Below are 24,387 nucleotides of genomic sequence, written 5' to 3'. Positions count from 1 at the left end.
GAATTTCTCTATGACCGAGGTCGAACGCCACAGCTACGACGTGGTGGTGATCGGTGCCGGTGGTGCCGGGCTGCGCGCTGTGATCGAGGCGCGGGAGCGCGGCTTCCGCGTCGCCGTCGTGTGCAAGTCCCTGTTCGGCAAGGCGCACACGGTGATGGCCGAGGGCGGGTGCGCGGCGTCGATGGGCAACGCGAACTCGAACGACAACTGGCAGGTCCACTTCCGCGACACCATGCGCGGCGGCAAGTTCCTCAACAACTGGCGGATGGCCGAGCTGCACGCCAAGGAGGCACCCGACCGCGTCTGGGAGCTGGAGACCTACGGCGCGCTGTTCGACCGCACCGCCGACGGCCGGATCAGCCAGCGCAACTTCGGCGGCCACACCTACCCGCGCCTGGCGCACGTCGGTGACCGCACCGGTCTCGAGCTGATCCGCACGATGCAGCAGAAGATCGTGTCGCTGCAGCAGGAGGACTTCGCCGAGACCGGCGACTACGAAGCGAAGATCAAGGTCTTCGCCGAGTGCACGGTCACCGAGCTGCTCACCACCGACGGTGCCATCGCCGGCGCGTTCGGCTACTGGCGCGAGAGTGGCCGGTTCATCCTGTTCGACGCGCCCGCGGTCGTGCTCGCCACCGGCGGCATCGGCAAGTCGTTCAAGGTGACGTCGAACTCGTGGGAGTACACCGGGGACGGCCACGCGCTGGCCATGCGGGCGGGCGCGAACCTGATCAACATGGAGTTCGTCCAGTTCCACCCGACCGGGATGGTCTGGCCGCCGAGCGTCAAGGGCATCCTCGTCACCGAGGGCGTCCGCGGTGACGGCGGCGTGCTCAAGAACTCCGACGGCAAGCGGTTCATGTTCGAGTACGTGCCCGACGTCTTCAAGGGCCAGTACGCCGAAAGTGAAGAGGAAGCCGACCGCTGGTACGCCGACGCGGACAACAACCGGCGCACGCCGGACCTGCTGCCGCGCGACGAGGTGGCCCGCGCGATCAACTCCGAGGTCAAGGAGGGGCGCGGCTCCCCGCACGGCGGCGTCTTCCTCGACATCGCCAGCCGGCTGCCGACCGAGGAGATCAAGAAGCGGCTGCCGTCGATGTACCACCAGTTCAAGGAGCTGGCGGACGTCGACATCACGGCGGAACCGATGGAGGTCGGCCCGACCTGCCACTACGTCATGGGCGGCATCGAGGTCGACCCGGACACGGCCGCGGCGAGCGTGCCCGGCCTGTTCGCGGCCGGCGAGTGCTCGGGCGGCATGCACGGCTCCAACCGGCTCGGCGGCAACTCGCTGTCCGACCTGCTGGTGTTCGGCCGTCGCGCGGGACTCGGCGCCGCCGAGTACGTGGACGGCCTGGCCGAGCGGCCCGCGGTCGCACAGTCCGATGTGGACGCGGCGGCGAAGATGGCGCTCGCGCCGTTCGACCCGCCCGAGGGCGCGTCGGCGGAGAACCCGTACACCCTGCACACCGAGCTGCAGCAGTCGATGAACGACCTGGTCGGCATCATCCGCAAGGCCGGGGAGATCGAGCAGGCGCTGGAGAAGCTGGGCGAGCTGCGGCAGCGGATCCTGCGCGTCACCGTGGAGGGGCACCGGCAGTTCAACCCCGGCTGGCACCTCGCGATCGACCTGCGCAACATGCTGATGGTCAGCGAGTGCGTCGCGAAGGCCGCGCTGACGCGGACCGAAAGCCGGGGCGGGCACACCCGCGACGACTTCCCGGGCATGGACGCCGAGTGGCGCCACAAGCTGCTGGTGTGCTCGTCGTCGCCGGGTGACAACCCGGTCGTCCCGGACATCGGCGTCGTGGTGAAGGAGCAGGTGCCGCTGCGGCAGGACCTGCTGGAGCTGTTCGAGTTCGGCGAGCTCGGGAAGTACTACACCGGCGGAGAGCTCGAGACGCACCCGGGGAGCAAGGAATGAGCTACAAGGCGAGTTTCCGGGTCTGGCGCGGTGACGACACGGGCGGCGCGCTGCAGGACTTCACGGTGGAGGTGAACGAGGGCGAGGTCGTCCTCGACATCATCCACCGGCTGCAGGCCACCCAGGCGTCGGACCTCGCGGTGCGCTGGAACTGCAAGGCGGGCAAGTGCGGTTCGTGCTCGGCGGAGATCAACGGCAAGCCGCGCTTGCTGTGCATGACGCGGATGTCGACGTTCACCGAGGAAGAGGTGATCACGGTGACGCCGATGCGGACGTTCCCGGTGATCCGCGACCTCGTCACGGACGTGTCCTTCAACTACACGAAGGCGCGCGAGATCCCGTCGTTCACCCCGCCCGCGGACCTCAAGCCCGGTGACTACCGGATGCAGCAGGTGGACGTCGAGCGGTCGCAGGAGTTCCGGAAGTGCATCGAGTGCTTCCTGTGCCAGAACACCTGTCACGTGGTGCGCGACCACGAGGAGAACAAGGAGTCCTTCGCCGGGCCGCGGTACCTGATGCGCATCGCCGAGCTGGAGATGCACCCGCTCGACGTCGCGGATCGCCGTGACGCCGCGCAGGAGGAGCACGGCCTCGGCTACTGCAACATCACCAAGTGCTGCAGCGAGGTCTGCCCGGAAGGCATCCACATCACCGACAACGCGCTCATCCCGATGAAGGAGCGCGTCGCGGACCGCAAGTACGACCCCATCGTGTGGCTGGGCAACAAGCTCTTCCGCCGGGACAAGTAACGCTCTTTCGTTCGACGCTCGCGAACCGCGTGCCGGCCGCCCTCGAGGCGGCGGTCGCCGGTTCGCGAGCGTCGTTACGGGGTTCGCTCGCCCGCGGAACCGCGGACGCCTGCAGCGACATCGACGTCGAGTGGCAGGTGCCTTCGGCCGCGTTCCCTTCCTGTCTCAACGTCGCGCCGGTGTTGTCGGCGGTTCAGCCGGTGGCGGCAGTCCGGTTCTCGCCGGACTTCCTGCATTCGCCGGTGCAGCGGTTGGTCTTCGTGCGCTTCGAGGGCGTGCCGCTGTTGTGGCGGCTCGACCTCGACGTCCGCACCGAGGCGGCCGACGATCGTCCTGCTCCCGCGGCGGAGGGGGAGTGGTCGCGGTCGGCCAGTACCTTGGCCAACGCGCTCGGCGCGGTGAAGGCCGTCGCCGCGCGGGCGGTTCGACGACGCGCGGGGACTGCTCGACCGGGGCTTCGAGCGGATCGGCTCGGCCGACCGGGCCACTGGCGAGTGGGTCGAAGACATCGACCGGCTGGCCTTGGCGTGCTCGCGTCGCGAGCCGGAGCTCGGCGTGCTCGCGTGACAAGGTGGGGGCATGGAGATCGAGCTGCTGCCGCCGTCCGCCGGTCCTGCTGTGATCGCGCGGATCACGGCTCTCGTCAACCAGGTCTACGCCGAGTCCGAGAAGGGGCTCTGGCTCGGCAGTACCGACCGGACCTCCTCCGACGAGGTGGCTGGGTTCGTGCGGGCCGGGGAGATCGCCGTCGCCCGGGTCGACGGTGACGTCGCCGGATCGGTGCGGGTCCAACGCCTCGACGACGCGACCGGCGAGTTCGGCATGCTCGCGGCCGACCCCGCGCGGCGCGGGCTCGGCATCGGACGGGACCTCGTGACGTTCGCCGAGCGGGCCAGCCGGGACGCGGGCTGTCGCGAAATGCAGCTGGAACTGCTCGTGCCGCGCGAGTGGACGCATCCGGCGAAACAGTTTCTCGCCGAGTGGTACGACCGGCTCGGCTACCGCGTGACGCACCGCGCCGATCTCGCCGAGGACTACCCGCACCTCGCGCCGTCGCTGGCCACGCCGTGCGATTTTCTCGTCTACCGCAAGGATCTCGCGTGACGCTGCTCGCCGGCGCGCGCGTCTTCGACCCCGAAACCGGTGAGACGACCCGCGCGGACGTCCGGCTCGACGGCTCGCGGATCGCCGAGGTCGGGCCGGGCCTCGACGGCGACGAGCGCGTCGACTGTTCCGGCGGGCTGCTGATCCCCGGGCTCATCGACTGCCACGTGCACGTCGCGTTCCGGCAGTCCGGCTCCCTGCCGCGCAGCGCGCGCGTCCTCGAAGCCGTGCCGGTGCTGCGCCGGTTGCTGGCGCGGGGAATCACCACCGTGCGGGACGCCTGGGGCGCCGACGCCGGCTTCCGGCACGCGCTGCGCGAGGGCTGGATCACCGGGCCGGACCTGCTGGTCAGCCTGCGTCAGCTCGGGCCGACCGGCGGGCTCGGCGACACGTGGGACCCGGCCGCGGGCGCCGTCGACAACTACGGCGATCCGTCGCTGCCGGACCCGCTGTTCGACGGCCCGGACGCGGCTCGCGCGGCCGTCCGCCGGATGGTGCGGGCGGGTGCCGACTGGATCAAGGTCGGTGCGAGCGGCTCGATGCGGGCGGTCCGTGCGGGCGTGGACGTCCGCCCGACCGACGACGAGCTCGCCGCCGTGACCGACGAGGCCGCCCGCTGCGGCCGTGACGTCCTGGCCCACGCGCACACGTCGGCGGCGGTCGTGTCGGCGGCCCGCGCGGGGGTGCGCAGCATCGAGCACGGCACGTTCCTCGACGACGACGCCGTCGCGGCCCTGGCGGACGCCTGGTACGTGCCGACGCTGTCGCCGATGAGCGACACCGAGTTCGCCGGCACGCACCGGCGTTCGCTGCGCCTCGCGATGGAGGCGGGCGTCCGGATCGCCGCGGGGTCCGACCTCGCTCCGCGTCCGCATGTCGACTTGACGACCGAGCTGCGTTTGCTGGCCGCGGTCCTCGGCGACGCGGCGGCCCTGAAGGCAGCCACGTCCGAGGCCGCCCGACTGCTCCGGCTCGACGACGACCGTGGCCGCGTCGAACCGGGCCTGCGCGCGGACCTCGTCCTGCTCGACGGCACGGACCTGGACGTGACGGACCTGCCCGGGCGGGTCCGCGCTGTCTGGCACGACGGGAAACGGGCCGGCGAGGTCACTTCGTCATGAGATCGAACTCCTCGGCCAGCCGGACCAGGAACTGCCGGGACTCGTGCTCGGACAAGGCCACCTGCTCCAGCCGCGTGCGGAGGACGTAGAACGCTTCGACCGCTATGCGTTCGTCGATGAACAGCCCGGCGGCGAAGGTCTCTTCGTAGGCCACCGGCGGGTGTTCGGCGAACTCGAGGATCGTGAACCGGCTGCCGACCAGGTGGTACGGCGGCGCGGAGGCGGGGATGACGCGGATGGTGCAGTGCGGGAGGTTGGTGGCCAGCACCAGGTACTGCAGCTGTTCGTGCATCAGCGCCGGGTCGCGCAGGACCGACCTCAGGGTGTGCTCGTAGACGAAGTAGAGGCACTGCGGCGGGTTCCGGCGTTGCAGCAGCTGTTGCCGCTCGACCCTCGCTTGGACGAGCGCCTGCAGCCGATCGCTGGTGTACCGGCCGGACAGCTCGAAGGCGGTGCGCACGTAGTCTTCCGTCTGGAGCATGCCCGGCAGGGCCAGCGGGCTGTTCGAGATCACCGCTGTGGCCAGGTTTTCCTGGATGATCAGGGACTTCATCGGGTCGACGAACTTGTCGAAGTACGGCCGCACCCAGTACAGGTCGCTCGGTGGCCGGGTCAGGTGCAGCAGCCGTTCGCGTTCCGGTGCGTCGGTTCCGCAGTGCGCGAGGTAGATCGCCGCGTCGATCGGCGAGATCCGCCGGCCGTTCTCCCAGCCGGACACCTTCGACGCCGACCAGTGGGCGCGCCGGGCGACCTCGCGCAGCGACATCTGTCTCGCCTCGCGCTGGGTCTTCAGCTCGACACCCATCTCCCGGGTGCGCACCGTGCTCGTTTCGGTCATGCCCCGCACGTTAAGGGCAAGCACCGACAAAACGGCTCTTGCCGCGCAGTGGTTCACCGGAAGGGATGTTGCTGTTCTGCCTGTGTGACAACAGGTTTCGCGCGCGAAGCGCTGCGAAGCACCTTCGCATAATGAAGCGCGCTTCGCAGCTCTAGTAAGCCACAATGGCATTCATGACGTTCATTCCGGGAATCGAACTGAGCCGCCGGTTCTACGCTGAAACCGTTGCGCCGCAACTGCATGAACCCTACAGCGCGGCGCTGGTCGGACCCGGCTCCGAGGTGCTCGGCTTCGACACCGGACGCTCCACCGACCACGACTGGACCGCCCGCGTCTTCCTGTTCCTCCCCGAAGTCCGCGAAATCCGGGTTCCGGCCACGTTCCTCGGGCACCCGGCGAAAGCGGTCGTCGCGACGCTCGACGGCTGGACGCGCGGCTTCCTCGGCTTCGACCCGCGGTGCCCGGAGCCGCGCGACTGGCTCGCCACGCCGACCCAGGTCTTCGCGGAGTTCACCGGGGGCGCCGTCTTCCACGACGACCTCGGGCTCGAAGCGCTCCGGCAGCGCGTCGCCTGGTACCCCGGCGACGTCTGGCGGTACGTCCTCGCCTGCCAGTGGCAGCGGATCGGCCAGGAAGAGGCCTTCGTCGGCCGGTGCGGGGAGGCCGGCGACGAGCTGGGGTCGGCCGTCGTCGCGGCGCGGCTCGTGCGGGACCTCATGCGGCTGTGCCTGCTCATGGCGCGCCGGTACCCGCCGTACGGCAAGTGGCTGGGCAGCGCGTTCGCGCGGCTGCCCGCGGCCGCGACGCTGTCGCCCCACCTCACTGGCGCCCTCGCGGCGACGACGTGGCCGGAGCGCGAACGTCACCTCGTCGCCGCCTACGAGACCGTCGCCGAACTGCACAACGCGCTCGGCCTCACCGAACGGCTGGACCCGCGGACCAGGCCGTACTTCGACCGGCCGTTCCAGGTCGTCGACGCCGGCCGGTTCGTGCCGCCGCTGCTGGCCGGGACGCCGTGGACGCACCCGATCGGGGCGATCGACCAGTTCGTCGACAGCACCGACGCGCTGGGACACCGCACGCTGACCCGCGCGGTGGTTGACTGCGCGCATGGCTGAACCGAAACCACGGGACCTGGCCGCCCTGCTGCTGACCCTGACCGTCGTGACCGGGATCGTCGACGCCGTCAGCTTCCTCGGGCTGGGCCGGGTGTTCGTGGCCAACATGACCGGGAACGTCGTCTTCCTCGGGTTCGCGGCCGCGGGGGAGGCGACGCTGTCGGTGCTCGCGTCGCTGACCGCGGTGCTGGCGTTCCTGGCGGGCGCGCTCGCCGGTGGACGGCTGGCCCGCCGCGAGGACGACTACGACGCCCTCCGCCAGGCGACCGCGGTCCAGGCGGCGCTGGTCGCGGTGGCGGTCGTGCTGTCCGCGACGCTCGGCAGCGGCACCCGGCTCGGCAGCGAGCTGCTGATCGTCGTGCTGGGCGTGGCGATGGGCCTGCAGAACGCGGCGGTCCGCCGGATCGGCGCGCCCGACCTGACGACGACGGTCCTGACGATGACGCTGACGGGCTTCGCGGCGGACTCGAAGGCGGCCGGCGGGCCCGGGTCGCACCCGCTGCGGAAGGTCGTCGCCGTGGGCGCGATGCTGGTGGGCGCCTTCGCGGGCGGCCTGCTCCAGCTGCACGTCGCCATGTGGACGGCGCTCACGCTGGCCTGGGTGCTCATCCTCGGCGTGCTGGCGATGCTGCAGGTCAGCCGAGGGCGCGGCCGCCGTCGACCAGGAGCCGCTGGCCCGTGAGGAAGCCCGCCTCCTCCGAGGCGAAGAAGCTCACCGCCGCCGCGACGTCGTCGGGGGTGCCCAGGCGGCCCACCGGCACGCCCGCCAGATAGGCCTCGCGCTCGGCCTGGGGGACGTCCGCGTGACGCTCGACCGGGACGAAACCCGGGGCGACCGAGTTGACCGTGATGCCGTCCGCGGCCAGTTCGCGGGCCCACGACCGGGCCAGGCCGACCTGGGCCGCCTTGGCCGTCGCGTACGCCGAACGGCCGGGCGGCGGGCGCTCGGCGACCTCCGAATCGATGTGGATGATCCGGCCGTAGCCGCGGGCGCGCATGCCCGGGAGCACCGCGTGGCCCAGCAGCACCGGCGACCGCACGAAGAAGTCCAGGTGGCCCAGGTGGTCCGCCCAGTCCACTTCGGACAGGAAGACGTCCGGCTGCGGACCCGTCGCGTTGAGCACCAGCACGGTGATCGGGCCCAGCAACGCCGTCACCGCGTCGACCAGCTCGCCGACCTGGTGCCGGTCGGTCACGTCGGCGGCGAAGGCCGCGGCCTTGCCGCCCTCGGCGAGGACGCTCTCCGCGGCGGTCTTGAGGTCGGGGTCGTCGTGCAGGCCGTTCACCGCGACCGCGAGCCCGTCGCGGGCCAGCCGCCGGGCGATCACCCGGCCCAGCCCTCGGGAACTTCCGGTCACCAGTGCGACGCCCATGAGTCCGACGCTAGGGGAGACCCCCGGGTAGGACAACCCCGGCGAGCCTCGATCGGGGCAAAAGAAAAGCGGGTGGGTGCGCCGATGCGCACCCACCCGCTTCCGTGGCCGAGGGTCAGACCGCCCGGCCGGTGTTGAAGTCGGTCGCCGCCGTCACCGCCGCCGGCGGCCCCTCCAGCGGCTTCGCGCCCCGAGGCGCCTTCTTCCGCCGCGACAGCTTGCGCTCCAGGTACGAAGCGAGCCGCGTCAGCAGCAGGTTCAGCACGATGAAGATGAGCGCGATGACGATCAGCGTCGGGATCGTGTTGTTGAAGTTGCCGGTGATCGGTCCCGAACCGCGGATCAGCTCGTCGTAGCCGATGGTCAGCTGACCGGCCAGAGCCGTGTCCTTCAGGATGACCACGAGCTGGCTCACCAGCGCCGGCAGCATGAGCGTGACGGCCTGCGGGAGCAGGACGTTGGTCATCAGCTGCGTCTTGCGCAGGCCGAGCGCCGAAGCGGCTTCGGTCTGTCCCTTCGGGAGCGAAAGGATGCCGGCCCGGAACACCTCGGCCATCACCGAGCCGTTGTAGAGCACCAGGCCCGTGACCGCGGCGAACAGCGGGCGGGTGTCGGCCTCGATGCCGGTGTAGTAGGCGTAGAACGACGCGGCGAACACCATCAGCAGCAGCACCGGGATCGCCCGGAAGAACTCGACGACCGCGCCGACCGGGATGCGCACCCACTTGTGCGCGGACAGCCGGCCGATGCCCAGCAGCGCGCCGATCGGCAGGGCGATCACGATCGACAGCGCGGCGGCCTTGAGCGTGTTGAGCAGGCCCGGCAGCAGGAACTGGGTCCAGGTCGACCCGTCGATGAACGGCTTCCAGAGAGCACCGGCCCACTGGCCCTTCTCGTCGAAGCCCTTGTAGACGAACCACGCGACCAGGAGCATCACCAGCACGAACAGCACGCTGTAGAGCCAGTTGCGAGCGCGGGCCTTCGGGCCGGGGACGTCGTAGAGGACGGACTGCGTGCTCATCGCTTGACCTCGGCTTTCTTGGCGACCCAGCCCAGCAGGAGGCCGAGTGGCAGGACGATCGCGACGAACACCGCGGCGAAGACGACGAAGACCAGGAAGAGCGAGCTCGACTCGTTCTCCACCATGGCGGCCATCAGGGCGGCGGCTTCGGCCACGCCGATCACCGAGGCCACGGTGGTGTTCTTCAGCAGCGCGATCAGGACGTTCGCCAGCGGCGCGATCACCGCCCGGAACGCCTGGGGCAGCACGATGATGCGCAGTACCTGCAGGAAGTTCAGGCCCAGCGCCCGTGCGGCCTCGGCTTGGCCGACGGGCACCGTGTTGATGCCCGAGCGCAGCGATTCGCAGACGAAGGTCGACGTGTAGACGATGAACCCGAGGATCGCCAGCCGGAACGCGTTGTCGTCCAGCGACGTCGGCGAGTTGGGGTCGGCCAGGTTGATGCCGAGCGTCGACGACAGCCCCAGCGACGTGAACACGATGATCACGGTCAACGGGGTGTTCCGGAAGATGTTGACGTACGTCGCGGCGAAGCCCCGCATGATGGGGACCGGGCTGACGCGCATCCCGACGAGGACGGTGCCCCAGATGAGCGAGCCGATCGCGGAGAAGAACGTCAGCTGGAGCGTCATCCAGAAGGCGCCGACTAAGTCGTACTCAGGATTGCTGAGGAAATCGAACACGGTTGTCCAACCTGGCCTCGGAACGGGAACGGTGCGCCGCTTGCACGGCGCACCGTTCGACTTCGGAACCGGATATCAGGGCGCGATCGCCGGCGCGGCCGGGATCTTGTAGCCCGAGGGGCCGACGTTGGTCTGCAGCGCCTTCTCCCAGGAACCGTCCTGCTCCATGGCCTGGATCGCCTTGTTGATCGCGGCCTTGCCGTCGGCGTCGTCCTTCTTCAGGCCGACGCCGTAGTTCTCGTCGGAGAAGCCCTTGCCGACCAGCTTCAGCTTGCCGGGCTGCTGCGCGGCGTAACCCGCGAGGATCACGTCGTCCGTGGTCATCGCGTCGACGGTGCCGTTGAGGAGCGCGGTCACGCAGTCGGTGTACTTGCCGACCTCCTGCAGCTGCACGTCCTTGGCGTACTTCGTCTTGACGTTCTGCGCCGGGGTCGAGCCCTTGACCGAGCAGAGCTTCTTGTTGCCGGTCAGCGACTCGGGGCCGGTGATGTCGGTGTTGTCCTGACGCACGAGCAGGTCCTGGTGCGCGACGAAGTAGGGGCCACCGAAGGAGACGTCGTTCTTGCGCTTGTCCGTGATCGAGTAGGTGGCGACGATGAAGTCGACCTCACCCTTCTTGATCAGGTCCTCGCGCTGCGCCGACTGCGCTTCCTTCCAGGTGATCCCCGACTCTTCGACGCCGAGCTGCTTCGCGATGTACTTCGCGACGTCGACGTCGAAGCCGGCGTAGCTGCCGTCCGGCTTCTTCAGGCCGAGGCCCGGCTGGTCGAACTTGATGCCGATGACCAGCTTCTTGTTGTCCTTGGCCCGCTGGACCAGGTTCTTGTCGCCGCTCGCGCCGCTGCCGCTGCCGGAGCCACCGCCGCAGGCCGTCAGGGCCAGCCCGGCGGCCAGCACGACCGCGCCGACCTGCAGAACTCGGTTCAACCGCATCGTCTCTCAGGTTCCTTCCGAATCATGTCCGGCCACGCGGGCCGGGGAAAAAGTGTTCAGTGGGTCAGGATCTTGCCGAGGAAGTCCTTCGCGCGCTCGCTCTTCGGCGCGGTGAAGAACTCTTCCGGCGTCGTGTCCTCGACGATCTCGCCGTCGGCCATGAAGATCACCCGATCGGCTGCCCTGCGGGCGAAACCCATCTCGTGGGTGACGACCAGCATGGTCATGCCGTCCTTGGCCAGGCCGGTCATGACGTCGAGGACCTCCTGGACCATCTCCGGGTCCAGCGCCGAGGTCGGCTCGTCGAACAGCATGACCTTGGGCCGCATCGCCAGCGCCCGCGCGATGGCGACGCGCTGCTGCTGGCCACCGGAAAGCTGCGCCGGGTACTTGTCGGCCTGGTTGGCGATGCCGACGCGCTCCAGCAGCTCCATCGCGGTCTTGCGGGCCTCTTCCTTCGAGGCCTTGCGGACCTTCGTCGGCGCCAGCATCACGTTCTCGACGATGGTCTTGTGCGCGAATAGGTTGAACGACTGGAACACCATGCCGACGTCGGCGCGCAGCGCGGCCAGCGCCTTGCCCTCCGCGGGCAGGGGGACGCCGTCGACGGCGATCTCGCCCGAGTTGATGGGCTCGAGCCGGTTGATCGCCCGGCAGAGGGTCGACTTGCCCGACCCCGACGGACCCAGCACCACGACAACCTGGCCGCGAGGTACCTCGAGCGTGATCTCCCTGAGCACGTGCAGGTCGCCGAAGTACTTGTTCACGACGGACGCCTTGATCATCGGCGCCGCCACCTCCGCGGTCATCTGGCCTCCAGGGTCGTTCGAATGCGGCGTGGGTCACCCGCGATGGCGAGAACCTACCGTTGCTTTACCGGCCCGCAAGGCCGCTTGAGCAATACTTAGGGTTTCAACTGCGTATCGATGTCCATTTTGGGGGGTATCGGGGTGGCCGCCACCCGCGTACCCCGATACTCACTGAGGGTGACCGTACGGGTGGCTCGTGCGCGCCGCTCCCCGAGGTCCTAGAGTTCGGCGCTACCGGCCGGTGGAGCAGGTCACCATGGGAGGCGGACGGGTGCGGGTGCTGCTGGTGGAGGACGACGACCGGGTCGCGGGTGCGCTCATCCCGGCGCTGGCCCGCCGCGGTCTGGCGATCGCCCGGCTGGCGACCGGCGCCGGCGTCCTCGAGCGCGTCCACGAAGTCGACGTCATCCTCCTCGACCTCGGCCTGCCGGACATCGACGGCGTGACCCTGTGCACCCAGATCCGCGCGGTCAGCGACGTCGCGATCATCGTGGTGTCGGCCCGCGGCGAGGTCGACGACCGGATCCGGGGCCTGCGCGCGGGCGCCGACGACTACCTGGTCAAGCCCTACGACGTCGAGGAGCTGCTCGCCCGCGTCGAGGCGGTGCGGCGGCGGCGCCCGGAGCACGCGGCCGCCGAGCCGGCGGTCATCAAGGTGGGGGACGTCAGCGTCGACCTGGCCCGGCACGAGGTGCTGGTCGACGGGCAGGCGATCGCGTTGTCCCGCAAGGAGTTCCAGGTGCTCGCCCTCGTGGCGGGCGCGCGCGGCGCGGTGTGCTCGCGCGAGCACGTGCTCACCGAGGTGTGGGGGCACCGGGGTCCCGCGGAGAGCCGGTCGCTCGACGTCCACGTCGCGACGCTGCGGACGAAACTGGGCCGCCCGGCGCTGATCGAGACGGTGCGCGGGGTCGGCTACCGGCTCGGCGGCCAGACCGCCCGGAGCTGACGGCGTGCGCGTCCGGCTGCAGGGCATCGTGCTGACGCTGGTCGCGCTGCTGGTCTTCGGCCTCGGCATCCCGCTGGCCATCTCGATCGCCGCCGGCGCGCAGCAGGACCTGTTCCTCGACCGGCTCACCGACACCGCGCGGTTCGCGTCGCTGGCCCAGCGTCCGCTGCTGGACAACAAGCCGTACCTGATCGAGCCCGACGTGCGCCGCTACACCGAGGTGTACGGCGTCCAGGTGGTGGTCGTCGACCAGGACGGCAAGCCGGTCGTCACCTCGCTCGGCCCGGCCGCCGCGCGCATCGACCTGCACGACGAGCGGATCAGCGACCCCGTCCACGAGGCGCTGGCCGGCCGCCGGTCGCAGCCCTCCGGCGTGCTGATGCCGTGGGACTCGACGCCGCTGGTGCTCTCCGAACCGGTGCTCGCCGACGGCGAGGTGCGCGGCGCGGTGCTCACCGTGTCCGCCACCGACTCCGAGCGCGCCGCCGTGCTGTGGTGGTGGCTGCTGCTCGCCGCGGGCGGGATCCTCGCCTTCGTGGTCGCGCTGGCCGTCGCGATCCCGGTGGTCCGGTGGATCCTCAAGCCGGTGAAGCGGCTCGACGACGCGACCGGCGCGCTGGTGGCCTCGGTGGTCAGCGGGCGGGAGGCCGAGCCGGTCGGGGAGGGCGGCGGCCCGCCGGAGCTGCGGCAGCTCGGCCGGTCCTTCGACCGGATGGCCGAGAGCGTGTCGGGCGCGCTGGCCGCGCAGCGCGCGTTCGTCGCGGACGCTTCGCACCAGCTGCGCAACCCGCTGACCGCGTTGAAGATCCGGCTCGGGAACCTCGACGGTCACGTCGTGGACGACCAGTCCGCCGCCGATCTGGAAGCCGCGCGCATCGACGCCGGGAGGCTGCACCAGATCCTCGACGGCCTGCTGTCGATGGCCCGCGCCGAGGCGTCCGGCGGCGAGCTCGACCCGGTCGTGCTCGACGAGGTCGTCGCCGAGCGGGTCGCCGACTGGACGGTGGTCGGCGAGGCCAGGGACGTGCGGCTGGTCGTCGACACCGCGGGCGACGGCGCCCGGGTCCGCGTGCCGCCGCGCGGTGCCGAGACGATCCTCGACGCGCTGCTCGACAACGCGCTCAAGTTCACCGCGTCCGGCACCGAGATCCGGGTCGCCGTCGAGCGCGACGGCGACCGGGTGCGCCTGTCGGTGCGCGACCACGGGCCGGGGCTGCCGCCGGACGAGCTCGACCGCGCGCTGGACCGGTTCTGGCGGAGCCCCGCGCACCAGAACGTGCCGGGGTCGGGGCTGGGCCTGGCGATCGTGTCCGAGCTGACCGCGCACTCCGACGGCGAGCTGGCGCTGGACCTGCCCGAAGGCGGCGGCCTGCGGATCGCGATGACGTTCCCGGCCGCTTAGGTCTTCTTCGCGCGGTAGTAGCGCAGTGCGCCGGGGTGCAGGGGGATCGGCTGGGTCTCGATGCCCGGGTGGACGTCGATCGACAGCGCCGCCGGGTTGGCCACCGCCAGCTGCTGGCGCGCGTCGAACAGGCCGCGGACCAGCGCCTCGGCGACGTCGTCGCTCATCGATGTCGGGACGACCAGGAAGTTCGGCACCAGCAGCGTGGTCACCGGGCCCGGCTGGTTGTAGGTGGTGGCCGGGATGGACGCCGTGCCGTAGACCTGGTTGACCTCCTGCATCTTCGGCATCACGTCGGCGATGTCGAGCAGGCGCAGGGACTGCTTGTCGTTGTACTTGGCCAGGCCGGGCGTCGGCAGGCCGCCGGACCAGAAGAACGCGTCGATCTCGCCGTTCAGCAGCGCCTTGACGGAGTCGTCGAGCCCGCGGGCGCTGGTGGTCACCGACCCGGTGAGCCCGGTCGCCCCCAGCAGCCGGGTGGCGATGTACTCGACGCCCGACGACGGCGAGCCGATCGCGATCCGCCGGCCCCGCAGCTGGTCGACGGTCCGGATGTCGGAGTCGGAGCGCACGACGATGTGCAGGTAGTCGTCGTGGATCCGGGCGAGGGTGGCCAGCCGCCGGTCGTCCTTGTACCGGTCGGCGGCGACGTCCGCGGCGACGAACGCGACGTCGGCCTTCCCGGCGAGGACCTTGTCGAGGTTGTCGGGCGACCCCTGGGTCTGCAGCACGGTGGGCCGGTCGATGTCGAGGCCCGCGGCCCACGCGGTGGCGAGGGTCTGGGCGAGCTTGTCGTAGACCCCGCCCGGGTTGCCCGCGGCGATCCGCAGCTTGAGCTCGCCGAAGCCGGCGCTGCAGGAGGCGAGCACCAGCAGCAGGGCGGCCGCCATCGCGAGCACTCGCCCCCGCCGCGTCCCGACCACCGCCCGATCGTGCCAGATCCGGCGGCCCGGTGGTTGGCGACGGCCGATCCGGGCACTCCCCGGGAGGACGGAAGGAGACCGGGATGGACGTCGTGGTCGTGGGTGGCGGGCTGGCCGGGCTGAGCGCGGCGCGGCGGCTGAGCGAGGCCGGGGCGGCGGTCACGGTGCTGGAGGCGGGCGACGACGTCGGCGGCCGGGTGCGCACCGACGTCGTCGACGGGTTCCGCCTCGACCGCGGCTTCCAGGTGCTGCTGCCGGCTTACCCGGCGCTGCGACGGCTGGCCGACGTCGGCGCGTTGCGGCCGCGCCCGTTCACGCGCGGGACGATCGCGATGACCGGCTCCGGGCGCCGCTGGCTCGCCGGCCCGTGGCACGGGCTGCCGGCGGTGCGCGGGGCGGCGGGGTTCGTCGCGGGCCGCCCCGCCGACGGCGCGCGGATGGCGGCGCTCGCGGCCCGGGACGTGCTGAAGGCCGACCGCGCCGACACCGGGCGCACCACCGCCGAGGAGCTGCGACGCTGGGGGCTCACGGAGTCCACGGTCGAGGAGGTGCTGCGGCCGTTCCTCGCCGGGGTGTTCCTCGACCGCGACCTGGCGACGTCGGGCCGGCTGTTCCACCTGATCTGGCGCAGTTTCCTGCGCGGCGGGGGCGTGCTGCCGGCCGAGGGCATGCAGGCCCTGCCGCGTCAGCTGGCCGCCGGGCTGCGGGTCCGCACCGGCGTCGAGGTCGGCTCGGTCACCGAGGACGGCGTGCGCACGCGCGACGGCGAAGACATCGCCGCGCGGGCCGTGGTCGTCGCGACCGACGGGGACACCGCCGCCCGCCTGCTGCCCGGCGTCGAGGCCCCGGCGTGGCACGCGGTGACGACCTTCTACTACCGCGCTCCCGTGAGCCCGCTGCGGTCGCCGACCTTGCTGGTCGACGGCCTCGACGAGCTGCTGCTCAACACGGCCGTGCTCAGCGAGGTGGCGGCGGGGTACGCCCCGCCCGGGTCGGCGCTGATCAGCGCGTCGGTGCCCGATCGCGCCGATCCCGGTCTCGAGCCGCGGGTGCGGCAGCGGCTGGCGCGGATCTACGACACCGACACGCGGGGGTGGGAGCTGCTGCGGACGTACGCGGTCCCGAAGGCGCTGCCGGTGTTCGGCCCCGGTGCTCCGCTGCGGCGTCCGGTGCGGGTCGGCCCCGGCCGGTACGTCTGCGGAGACCACCGGGACACACCGTCGGTGCAGGGCGCGCTCGTGTCGGGCCGGCGGGCGGCGGTCGCGGTGCTGGCCGATCTCGTGGCTTGAGCCCAGTGTCCACAGTGGACACAGAGGACACGGTGGACGTCGTGCGCAGGGCACCGCTGGACATGGCTGACTCCCGGTGAGCCGGCCCCTGAGCGGGTGGCGGCGCCACGCAGAGGGTCGATGGAACCGGTTCCGAGGATCGCCCCGTAGCTCCGAACTGTCAAGGGTTGACAGGTCGGGGGCGGTGGTATGAACCTTTTCATCGATCGTCCCCGCCGGCCCTCGAGGGCATCCGCCCGGCGCTCGGGGACGAGCCGGACGACGCCGTCCCCTGACCGGCGGCGGGTCCGCCCCACTTCCCGGCCAGGGAGGAACCATGCCCTCGAACACCCTGCCGCGGCGCCGCCGCGGACCCGGTACCCGCTTGGCGGCGCTCGCGGCGGCCCTCGCGGTCGCCGTGCTCGGCTTCGCCGCTCCGGCCGCGAACGCGGCGGACAGCCTGATCTCGCAAGGAAAACCCGCCACGGCGTCCTCGGTCGAGAACGCCGGGACGCCCGCATCCGCCGCGGTGGACGGGAACACCGGCACCCGCTGGTCGTCCCAGTTCAGCGATCCACAGTGGATCCAGGTCGACCTCGGCGGCGCGGCGACCGTCAGCCGCGTCGTGCTGAACTGGGAGGCCGCCTACGCCACGGCCTACCAGATCCAGGTGTCCGCCAACGGTTCCACGTGGTCCACTGTGTACCAGACGACGACCGGGACCGGCGGGACGCAGACGCTGACCGTCACCGGGTCCGGGCGGTACGTGCGCCTCGCCACGACCGCGCGGGCCACCCCGTACGGCGTCTCGCTGTGGGAGTTCCAGGTGTTCGGGACGGGCGGCGGGACCACGCAGCCCGGGGCCGGCACCCCGCCCGACTCCTTCTGGGGCGACACCGCGAGCATCCCGGCCGCGCGCAACGTGCTCACCGTGAAGGTGCTCAACCGCACCAACGGCAAGTACCCGGACAGCCAGGTGTACTGGAACTTCGGCGGCCAGACCCACTCGATCGCCGAGCAGCCCTACATCGACATGCCGGCCAACTCGGCCGGCCGGATGTACTTCTACCTCGGCACGCCGAACGGCCAGTACGCCGACTTCATCGAGTTCACCGTCGGGCCGGACGTGTTCAACGGCAACACCACCCGGGTCGACGCGTTCGCGCTGAAGCTGGCCATGCGGCTGCACGCGCACGACGGTTACGACGTCCAGGTCGGTGACGACTACGGGACCTTCCAGGAGGACCGGGCGGCCACCTTCGCCAAGTTCCAGGCCGAGGTGCCGACCGAGTTCAAGGGCCTGGCGACGGTGAACGCGCCGTACCGGATCCCGGCCCCGGGCAGCGCGCCGGACTTCCGCGCGGGCGGCCGGTACGCGAACTACTTCACCGCCTACGCGCAGTCGGTGGGCGTCAACGAGCCGACGTCCAACATCACCGGCTGCGCGGGTTCGCTGGCGGGCAACCCGAACATGTGCGCGGCGCTGAACCGCCACACGGCGCAGCTGCCGGCGTCCCAGCAGCAGGACCCGGCGAACTACTACAAGGCGGCGCCGGCGAACTACTACGCGAAGTACTGGCACGACCACGGCATCAACAACCTGGCGTACGGGTTCCCGTACGACGACGTGGCGGGCCAGTCCTCGTTCGTCTCCCACGGCGACCCGCAGTGGCTCCTGGTGGCGGTCGGCTGGTGACCGGTCCCCGGTGTGGCGGCTTCCGGGCCGTCACGCCGGGGTTCGGCTCAGGCCGGCCAGGAAGATGTCGATGCCGGCCAGGAACTGCTCGCGGTCGTCGTGGTCGCGCAGCCGCGCCGCGGCCTTGCGCACGAACGGGTACCGCTCCGGGTCGAGGTCGTCCCACTGGGCCGCGACCTCGGCCAGGAAGGCCGACCGGTCGGCGTCACCGGCGGCCAGGAGCCGGGCGTTGGCGGCGTTCTGCCCGGCGACGCCGAGGACGTAGTTCACGAGCGCGCCCGCGGCGTCGAAGAGCGTCCGCTCGGGAACGCCCAGCGCGTCGAGCAGCCCGCCGATGCGCTCGTAGATCGTCAGCAGGGCGGGGCGCCACGGCTCCCGCGAGAGCTGCGCGCCGACCCAGGGGTGGGCGTCGATCGCGTCGAACAGGCCGAGTGCGACGGTGCGCAGCGCTTCCCGCGGTTCCGTGGCCGCGACGTCGCCGGTCATGACGTCCGCGATGACGTCGTCGGTGGCCGCCGCGAGCAGGTCGCTCTTGTTCGCGACGTGGTGGTAGATCGCGCCGTAGCCGGTGCTCAGGTGAGTGGTGAGCGCGCGAAAAGTGAGCGCTGTCTCGCCGCCGGCGTCGAGGAGGTCCTTCGCGGCCTTGACGATCAAGTCCTTCGACAGGCCGTCGATGCGCCGCTTCGTCATGGGTGCAGTATCGCACGTTTGGATCGTCGATCCAAAGTCGTGCTAGCGTGGTTGGAATGACGATCCAAAATCCTGTGACGATCATCGGAGCCGGCCTCGGCGGCCTGGTACTGGCCCGCGTCCTCCACCTCCACGGCATCCCGGCGACGGTCTACGAGGCCGAGCTGTCGCCGGCCGCGCGCCGCCAGGGCGGGATGCTCGACATCCACCCCTGGAACGGGCAGCAGGCGCTCGAGGCGGCCGGCCTGATCGAAGGGTTCCGCGAACTCGTCCTGGCGGGCCGCGAGTCCTACCGGGTCGTCGACCGCACCGGGGCCGTGCTGGCCGACCGGCCCGACGACGGCACCGGCGAGCGCCCCGAGGTGCAGCGCGGCGAGCTGCGGCAGCTGCTGCTCGACGCGCTGCCGCCCGGCACCGTCCACTGGGGACACAAGGTCACCGGCGTGCGGGCCCTCGGCGAGGGGAAGCACGAGGTGAGCCTGGCCGACGGCACCACCGTCGTCACGAGCCTGCTCGTCGGCGCGGACGGCGCGTGGTCGCGGGTGCGTCCGGTGCTTTCCGACGCCATTCCGTCCTACGTCGGGTTTTCCGTCGTCGAGACGTTCCTCTTCGACGGCGACACGAGGCATCCGGCCGCCGCGAAGGTGGTCGGCGCCGGGTCGCTGTTCGCGCTGGCGCCGGGCAAGGGAATCCTGGCCCACCGGGAAAGCGGCGGGACCCTGCACGCGTACACGCAGCTCCGGAAGCCCGCGGACTGGCTGGACGGTGTCGATCCCGCGCGGGTCGTCGACGAGTTCGCCGGCTGGGCCCCCGAGCTGACCGCCCTGATCACCGACAGCGACGTACCGCCGGTCCTGCGCCGCCTGTTCACCCTGCCGGCCGGACACCGCTGGGACCGGGCACCGGGCGTGACCCTCCTCGGCGACGCGGCCCACCTGATGCCCCCGAACGGCGAAGGAGCCAACCTCGCCATGCTGGACGGCGCCGAACTGGGCCAGGCCCTCGCGGCGCACCCGGACGACGTCGAGACCGCGCTGGCGGAGTACGAAGGGCGGATGTTCGAGCGCGCGGCGGCCGAAGCGGACGACGAGGACATCTACGCCGTCATGTTCGGCGATGACGCGCCCCACAGCATGGCCGCGCTGCTGACCGGGGCCGAGTAGCAGGTGGGACCAGGTCTACCCTGATCGGTGATGACCGAGACACAGGCACCCAGGGCGTACCAGATCCGCACCTTCGGCTGCCAGATGAACGTGCACGACTCCGAGCGGCTCGCCGGGCAGCTCGAAGACGCCGGGTACGTCCCCGTCGACCACGGGGCCAAGCCCGACCTCATCGTGTTCAACACCTGCGCCGTCCGGGAGAACGCGGACAACAAGCTCTACGGCACCCTCGGGCACCTGCGGCCGGACAAGATCGCCAACCCCGAGCTGCAGATCGCCGTCGGCGGGTGTCTCGCGCAGAAGGACCGCGGGGAGATCGTCAAGCGGGCGCCGTGGGTCGACGTCGTCTTCGGGACCCACAACATCGGGTCGCTGCCGACGCTGCTGGAGCGCGCGCGGCACAACGCCGAGGCCGAGGTCGAGATCCTCGAGTCACTCGAGACCTTCCCCTCGACGCTGCCCGCGCGGCGCGAGTCGTCCTACGCGAGCTGGGTGTCCGTTTCGGTCGGGTGCAACAACACCTGCACCTTCTGCATCGTCCCCGCCCTGCGCGGCAAGGAACGCGACCGGCGGCCCGGCGAGATCCTCGCCGAGGTCGAGGCGCTCGTCGCCGAGGGCGTGCTCGAAGTCACGCTGCTCGGCCAGAACGTGAACTCCTACGGCGTCGAGTTCGGCGACCGGCTCGCCTTCGGGAAGCTGCTGCGCGCGGCCGGCACCATCGACGGCCTGGAGCGCGTGCGCTTCACCTCGCCGCACCCGGCGTCCTTCACCACCGACGTCATCGAGGCCATGGCCGAGACGCCGAACGTCTGCCACCAGCTGCACATGCCGCTGCAGTCCGGCTCCGACCGCGTGCTGCGCGAGATGAAGCGGTCCTACCGCTCGGCGCGGTTCCTGAAGATCCTCGACGAGGTCCGCGCGGCCATGCCGGACGCGGCCATCACCACCGACATCATCGTCGGCTTCCCCGGCGAGACCGAGGAGGACTTCCAGGCCACGCTCGACGTCGTCGAGCAGGCGAGGTTCTCCAGCGCCTTCACCTTCCAGTACTCGATCCGCCCCGGCACGCCGGCCGCGACGATGCCGGACCAGCTGCCCAAGGCCGTCGTGCAGGAGCGCTACGAACGCCTGGTCGAGCTGCAGAACGCGATCTCCTGGGAAGAGAACAAGAAGATCGTCGGCCGCCGGGTCGAGCTGCTCGTCGCCGCGGGCGAGGGGCGCAAGGACGCCGAGACGCACCGGATGAGCGGCCGCGCCCGTGACGGCCGCCTGGTGCACTTCACCCCGGGCGACGCCCAGGTCCGCCCCGGTGACGTCGTCGAGACGGTCGTGACCTACGGCGCCCCGCACCACCTGGTCGCCGACGGCGACCTGCTGTCCCACCGGCGCACGCGCGCCGGCGACAACGCGGAGGCGGGGCTCCGGCCGAAGACGAGCGGCGTCACGCTGGGCTTGCCGGGCTTCGGTGCCCCGGCCGCGCAGCCTGAGCCGGTGAGCGGGTGTGCGCTGTGACGGAGTCCAAGGGCAACGGCGAGCTGGCCGAGCTGGCCGCCGAGATCGACGAGGTGGGCGACCGCGCGTCGCGCACGGTGGAGCTGGGCCGGCGCGGGTTCACCATCGCGGTGTTCTCGTTCGTGCTGCTGATCTGCCTGCTCCTGCCGTGGGTCGGCGAGTACGCGGGCTGGCGGGTGCTGGCCGGCGAAGGCGGCGGCATCCCGCAGCTGTTCGCGGCGACGTCGACCGGCGTCGGCATCGTCGCGTCGGCGCTGGCGCTGGTGACGCGCCGGTGGTGGCTGGCCTGGGTGTGCGCCGCCGGCGGCTGGTTCGCGTCGGTGGACGGGCTGCTGGCCATCTGGTCGCAGCAGTCGTCGCACGCGAGCGGAGCCGCGGGCGGCGGACCCGGGTACGGCCTGATCATCGGCTGGATCGCGACGATCTGCCTCGCGGTGTCGTGGATGCGGACGGCGTTCTCGCGGAACTGAGTCAGATCACGACGATGCCGATCAGGCTCGACACGACACCGACGTAGAGCTCGGTTTCCGGGTGGAAGACCCGCAGCGTGACGTTTGCGCGGATCCGGAAGCTCACGCTGAACCGGAACACACCGTTGGGCTTGCAGGTACCGGTGGTCAGGTCGACCCAGACGCCGGCTTTGAGCTGCTGCACGATCACCGGTTCGCCACCGGAGACGCTCTCCTGCCCGCCCAGGTCGGCGAACGAGCCTTTGATCTTCGTCTCTTCGCCGACCTTGACGCGGGTCTTGTCGGCCTTCGCCTCGAGTTTGGCCTTGTGCTTCTTTTTGCCCTGAACGGCGGCGGGAGCGGGACCAGTGGCCGCCAGAGCGACGGTCGGCGCGGCGAGCGCGACGGTGCAGGCGATGACCAGTGCGGACACGAGGTTCGATGGCTTGCTCATGATCGAAGTGGAGCACCGGCGCGGCGGGAAAGCGCCGGAAAGCCCCCGGTCGTGACGCGGTAGCGCCCCCTCCGGGTGACGGGTTAACCGTCCGCTTGCCGACTGGCTTGCGCGTGTGCGTGGCCCCGGGGAGCCCTGCTTCGCAGCGAGTGGCGACTTGCCGCGGGAGCTGTCCCCACTGACTCAATCGCTCCCAGTGGGGCACTCGCGACCTCGCCCGAACTGCCCGCCGGTGGTGGAGCGAGCCGGATCCGGGGCCCGCGCGCGGCCCGCCCTCCCTGGGGGCTGCCCCCGCTTCCAGCGTATCGGCGCCCACCGACGGGACCGCCGCAACCGGCGCCGAGCGGCCGGCTTGTCCACATCACGGCGGTGCTGTGGACAAGCCGGCCGGTGGAAGCTCAGCGGTAGGTGACCACGGCCTTAGAGCGGTCGGCGACCAAGGCCTTGGCGGCCTAAACGGTCGGCGACAGCGGCCTCAGCGGCCTAAGCGGTCGGCGACCACGGCCGCAGGCCGAAAGAACCTCAGCGGTAAGCGACCACGGCAGCCGAAGCTCAGCGCTCGGCGACCGTGGCCTCAGCGGCCGGCGACCACGGCCGCCGACCGGCGAAACTTCAGTGGCCGGCGACCGCGGCCGCCGACCGGCGAAACTTCAGTGGCTGGCGACCATGGCCGCTGGCCGGCGAAACCTCAGTGGCTGGCGACCATGGCCGCTGGCCGGCGAAACCTCAGCGGCCGGCGACCACGGCCGCCGGCCGGCAAACCTCAGCGGTCCGCTACCGCAGCCTCCGCGGCCTGCAGCCACTCACGCCACTGGGCGGCCTGCTCATCCGCCTTCTTCGCCCGACGCTCATCCCCAGCCGCCCGGGCCTTGGCCGCCTGGGACTCGAACTGCTCCACTCGCTCGCGGAACTGGGCCGCGCGGGCCTGGGCCTCCGGGTCGGTGCGGCGCCAGCGGCTGTCTTCGGCGGACTTGACCGTGTCCTGGACCGCCTTCAGGCGGCCGTCGAGCTCGCGGATCCGCTCGCGGGGGACCTTGCCGATCTCGTCCCACTGCTCCTGGATCTTGCGCAGCGCGTTCTTCGCCGCCTCCAGGTTCGCGGCCGCGTCGATCTTCTCGGCCTCGACCAGCAGCTCTTCCTTGCGGGACGCGTTCTGCGAGAACTCCGCGTCGCGCTCGGAGAACACCGAGGACCGGCGGGCGAAGAACTTGTCCTGTGCCGCGCGGAACCGCTGCCACAGCGCTTCGTCGCTGTCCTTCGGCGCCCGGCCGGCCGCCTTCCACTCGGTCATCAGGTCCTTGTAGCGGCCCGCGGTCTCGCCCCAGTCCTCGGACTCGCTGATCGCCTCGGCCTCGGCGATGAGCTCTTCCTTGCGCGTCTTCGCCGAGGCGCGCTGCTTGTCGAGCTCGGCGAAGTGCGACCCGCGCCGCCGGTTGAAGCCTTCGCGGGCCTTGGAGAACCGCTTCCACAGCTCGTCGTCGGTCTTGCGGTCGACGCCCTTGACCGTCTTCCACTCGTCGAGGATCGTGCGCAGCCGGTCGCCCGCCGCCTTCCACTGGGTGGAGTCGGCGGCGATCTTCTCGGCTTCTTCGGCCAGCTCCTGCTTCCGGGCGACGGCGGCTGCGCGGGCCACCTCGCGCTCCTGCTTCGCGCTGGCCAGCGCCTTCTCGGCGTGCCCGATGACGTACTCCAGGCGCGCGGCGAGCGCGGCCAAGTCGCCGACCACCGCGGCTTCGGCCAGGCCGTCGCGGATCTGGGTGGCGCTCGACAGCGCGTGCTTCGGGTCGCCGGCGCCGGAGGCCAGCCGGGTCTCCAGCAGCTCGACCTCGGTGCGCACGTCGTCGAAGCGGCGGGCGTAGTGCACCAGGCCCTCGTCGGGACTGCCTGCCTGCCAGACGCCGACCGCGCGCTCGCCCTCGGCGGTGGTGACGTAGACGGTGCCCTCTTCGTCGATGCGGCCCCAGGTGGACGGGGTGGTCTCGGCGAGCGGCACGGGCGGGGCGGCGTGCCCGGCGTGCAGCGCGTGCGGCACCGGGTGCGGGGCCGGGGTACCGGTGGAAGTGTTCTCCTGGGCCATCGCAGGCTCCTTATCGCCTGTACGCCCGCTGGTGCGGGCGCCCCGCCGCGGAAGCGGGGCCGGGTAGTGCGGTCGTCACGGGCCGTGCTCGGATGCTACGGCCCCTCGCGGCATTCAAGCAGCTCAGCGCG

23 protein-coding genes are annotated in these 24,387 nt (G+C 71.3%); 13 read left to right on the top strand and 10 right to left on the bottom strand.

Features of this window, described 5'->3' with window-relative positions:
- The first annotated feature begins 10 nt into the window (after nt 1-10).
- From ACZ7PG_RS10300 to ACZ7PG_RS10285, 4 genes are all read left to right on the top strand, one after another.
- Nucleotides 11-1,927: a fumarate reductase/succinate dehydrogenase flavoprotein subunit gene (locus ACZ7PG_RS10300; protein WP_470238746.1), complete on the top strand. Its 1,917-nt coding sequence runs from the start codon at nt 11-13 to the stop codon at nt 1,925-1,927.
- Nucleotides 1,924-2,676, top strand: coding sequence for a succinate dehydrogenase/fumarate reductase iron-sulfur subunit (locus tag ACZ7PG_RS10295; protein WP_284741074.1), 753 nt, complete (start codon nt 1,924-1,926; stop codon nt 2,674-2,676). Before ACZ7PG_RS10300 ends, ACZ7PG_RS10295 begins: the two co-directional genes overlap by 4 nt.
- A 579-nt stretch (nt 2,677-3,255) precedes the next feature.
- The gene (locus ACZ7PG_RS10290; protein ID WP_470238745.1) at nt 3,256-3,780 is read left to right on the top strand and encodes a GNAT family N-acetyltransferase; all 525 of its coding nucleotides are present in this window, start codon (nt 3,256-3,258) and stop codon (nt 3,778-3,780) included.
- Nucleotides 3,777-4,901 (top strand): amidohydrolase family protein, encoded by a 1,125-nt coding sequence (locus ACZ7PG_RS10285; protein WP_470238744.1) that lies wholly within the window; start codon nt 3,777-3,779, stop codon nt 4,899-4,901. The genes ACZ7PG_RS10290 and ACZ7PG_RS10285 overlap by 4 nt, the downstream gene beginning before the upstream one ends.
- Here the strand turns inward: ACZ7PG_RS10285 and ACZ7PG_RS10280 are convergent.
- A complete protein-coding gene (locus ACZ7PG_RS10280; RefSeq protein WP_470238743.1) occupies nt 4,888-5,739 on the bottom strand; it encodes a helix-turn-helix domain-containing protein in 852 nt (283 codons plus the stop codon). The two genes, ACZ7PG_RS10285 and ACZ7PG_RS10280, sit on opposite strands and share 14 nt — an antisense overlap.
- Nucleotides 5,740-5,912: 173 nt before the next feature.
- Between ACZ7PG_RS10280 and ACZ7PG_RS10275 the strand changes: the two genes are divergently transcribed.
- Entirely contained in the window at nt 5,913-6,857 is a 945-nt protein-coding gene (locus ACZ7PG_RS10275; protein WP_470238742.1) for a DUF4037 domain-containing protein, read from the top strand.
- The gene (locus ACZ7PG_RS10270; RefSeq protein WP_470238741.1) at nt 6,850-7,539 is read left to right on the top strand and encodes a YoaK family protein; all 690 of its coding nucleotides are present in this window, start codon (nt 6,850-6,852) and stop codon (nt 7,537-7,539) included. The genes ACZ7PG_RS10275 and ACZ7PG_RS10270 overlap by 8 nt, the downstream gene beginning before the upstream one ends.
- Here ACZ7PG_RS10270 and ACZ7PG_RS10265 read toward each other — a convergent pair.
- The 5 genes from ACZ7PG_RS10265 to ACZ7PG_RS10245 all read right to left on the bottom strand — a co-directional run bounded on the left by ACZ7PG_RS10265 (nt 7,493) and on the right by ACZ7PG_RS10245 (nt 11,652).
- Nucleotides 7,493-8,230, bottom strand: coding sequence for an SDR family NAD(P)-dependent oxidoreductase (locus ACZ7PG_RS10265; RefSeq protein WP_470238740.1), 738 nt, complete (start codon nt 8,228-8,230; stop codon nt 7,493-7,495). The two genes, ACZ7PG_RS10270 and ACZ7PG_RS10265, sit on opposite strands and share 47 nt — an antisense overlap.
- Before the next feature lie 115 nt (nt 8,231-8,345).
- Nucleotides 8,346-9,251 carry an amino acid ABC transporter permease gene (locus tag ACZ7PG_RS10260; protein ID WP_470238739.1) on the bottom strand — a complete coding sequence of 302 codons (906 nt, stop codon included), beginning with the start codon at nt 9,249-9,251 and terminating at the stop codon, nt 8,346-8,348.
- On the bottom strand, nt 9,248-9,934 hold the full coding sequence (locus ACZ7PG_RS10255) for an amino acid ABC transporter permease (RefSeq protein WP_470238738.1): 687 nt from the start codon (nt 9,932-9,934) through the stop codon (nt 9,248-9,250). The genes ACZ7PG_RS10260 and ACZ7PG_RS10255 overlap by 4 nt, the downstream gene beginning before the upstream one ends.
- A 75-nt stretch (nt 9,935-10,009) precedes the next feature.
- Nucleotides 10,010-10,867: a glutamate ABC transporter substrate-binding protein gene (locus ACZ7PG_RS10250; RefSeq protein ID WP_470238737.1), complete on the bottom strand. Its 858-nt coding sequence runs from the start codon at nt 10,865-10,867 to the stop codon at nt 10,010-10,012.
- Between the two features lie 56 nt (nt 10,868-10,923).
- Nucleotides 10,924-11,652 carry an amino acid ABC transporter ATP-binding protein gene (locus ACZ7PG_RS10245; RefSeq protein ID WP_470239033.1) on the bottom strand — a complete coding sequence of 243 codons (729 nt, stop codon included), beginning with the start codon at nt 11,650-11,652 and terminating at the stop codon, nt 10,924-10,926.
- Between the two features lie 295 nt (nt 11,653-11,947).
- On the opposite strand from ACZ7PG_RS10245, the gene ACZ7PG_RS10240 reads away from it, so the two are divergent.
- Together ACZ7PG_RS10240 and ACZ7PG_RS10235 are read left to right on the top strand one after the other, a co-directional pair.
- Nucleotides 11,948-12,622, top strand: coding sequence for a response regulator transcription factor (locus ACZ7PG_RS10240; protein WP_470239032.1), 675 nt, complete (start codon nt 11,948-11,950; stop codon nt 12,620-12,622).
- 4 nt (nt 12,623-12,626) lie between these two features.
- Nucleotides 12,627-14,024 (top strand): sensor histidine kinase, encoded by a 1,398-nt coding sequence (locus tag ACZ7PG_RS10235; RefSeq protein ID WP_470238736.1) that lies wholly within the window; start codon nt 12,627-12,629, stop codon nt 14,022-14,024.
- On the opposite strand, the gene ACZ7PG_RS10230 is transcribed toward ACZ7PG_RS10235, so the two are convergent.
- The gene (locus ACZ7PG_RS10230) at nt 14,021-14,914 is read right to left on the bottom strand and encodes a TAXI family TRAP transporter solute-binding subunit (protein WP_470239031.1); all 894 of its coding nucleotides are present in this window, start codon (nt 14,912-14,914) and stop codon (nt 14,021-14,023) included. The genes ACZ7PG_RS10235 and ACZ7PG_RS10230 overlap by 4 nt on opposite strands.
- A 116-nt stretch (nt 14,915-15,030) precedes the next feature.
- On the opposite strand from ACZ7PG_RS10230, the gene ACZ7PG_RS10225 reads away from it, so the two are divergent.
- On the top strand, nt 15,031-16,236 hold the full coding sequence (locus ACZ7PG_RS10225; RefSeq protein WP_470238735.1) for an NAD(P)/FAD-dependent oxidoreductase: 1,206 nt from the start codon (nt 15,031-15,033) through the stop codon (nt 16,234-16,236).
- A 316-nt stretch (nt 16,237-16,552) separates the two neighbouring features.
- On the top strand, nt 16,553-17,911 hold the full coding sequence (locus ACZ7PG_RS10220) for a beta-1,3-glucanase family protein (protein ID WP_470238734.1): 1,359 nt from the start codon (nt 16,553-16,555) through the stop codon (nt 17,909-17,911).
- A gap of 30 nt (nt 17,912-17,941) precedes the next feature.
- Here ACZ7PG_RS10220 and ACZ7PG_RS10215 read toward each other — a convergent pair whose 3' ends face one another.
- Nucleotides 17,942-18,601, bottom strand: a complete 660-nt coding sequence (locus ACZ7PG_RS10215) for a TetR/AcrR family transcriptional regulator (protein WP_470238733.1) — start codon at nt 18,599-18,601, stop codon at nt 17,942-17,944.
- A gap of 56 nt (nt 18,602-18,657) precedes the next feature.
- Between ACZ7PG_RS10215 and ACZ7PG_RS10210 the strand changes: the two genes are divergently transcribed.
- From ACZ7PG_RS10210 to ACZ7PG_RS10200, 3 genes are read left to right on the top strand one after another with little or no spacing between them, the layout of a single operon-like run.
- Nucleotides 18,658-19,764 carry an FAD-dependent oxidoreductase gene (locus ACZ7PG_RS10210; protein ID WP_470238732.1) on the top strand — a complete coding sequence of 369 codons (1,107 nt, stop codon included), beginning with the start codon at nt 18,658-18,660 and terminating at the stop codon, nt 19,762-19,764.
- 30 nt (nt 19,765-19,794) lie between these two features.
- Nucleotides 19,795-21,276 carry a tRNA (N6-isopentenyl adenosine(37)-C2)-methylthiotransferase MiaB gene (gene miaB / locus ACZ7PG_RS10205; protein ID WP_470238731.1) on the top strand — a complete coding sequence of 494 codons (1,482 nt, stop codon included), beginning with the start codon at nt 19,795-19,797 and terminating at the stop codon, nt 21,274-21,276.
- Entirely contained in the window at nt 21,273-21,746 is a 474-nt protein-coding gene (locus tag ACZ7PG_RS10200; protein ID WP_470238730.1) for an Rv2732c family membrane protein, read from the top strand. The genes miaB and ACZ7PG_RS10200 overlap by 4 nt, the downstream gene beginning before the upstream one ends.
- Before the next feature lies 1 nt (nt 21,747).
- Here ACZ7PG_RS10200 and ACZ7PG_RS10195 read toward each other — a convergent pair whose 3' ends face one another.
- Both ACZ7PG_RS10195 and ACZ7PG_RS10190 read right to left on the bottom strand, forming a co-directional pair.
- Nucleotides 21,748-22,179, bottom strand: a complete 432-nt coding sequence (locus tag ACZ7PG_RS10195) for a hypothetical protein (RefSeq protein WP_470238729.1) — start codon at nt 22,177-22,179, stop codon at nt 21,748-21,750.
- 763 nt (nt 22,180-22,942) lie between these two features.
- Nucleotides 22,943-24,256 carry a DUF349 domain-containing protein gene (locus ACZ7PG_RS10190; RefSeq protein ID WP_470238728.1) on the bottom strand — a complete coding sequence of 438 codons (1,314 nt, stop codon included), beginning with the start codon at nt 24,254-24,256 and terminating at the stop codon, nt 22,943-22,945.
- Nucleotides 24,257-24,387 lie beyond the last annotated feature (131 nt).

It is taken from the genome of Amycolatopsis sp. NPDC114504 (genome assembly GCF_055633595.1).
The sequence above is the reverse complement of the archived record's forward strand: the minus strand, read 5'-3'. Positions and strand labels throughout refer to the sequence as shown.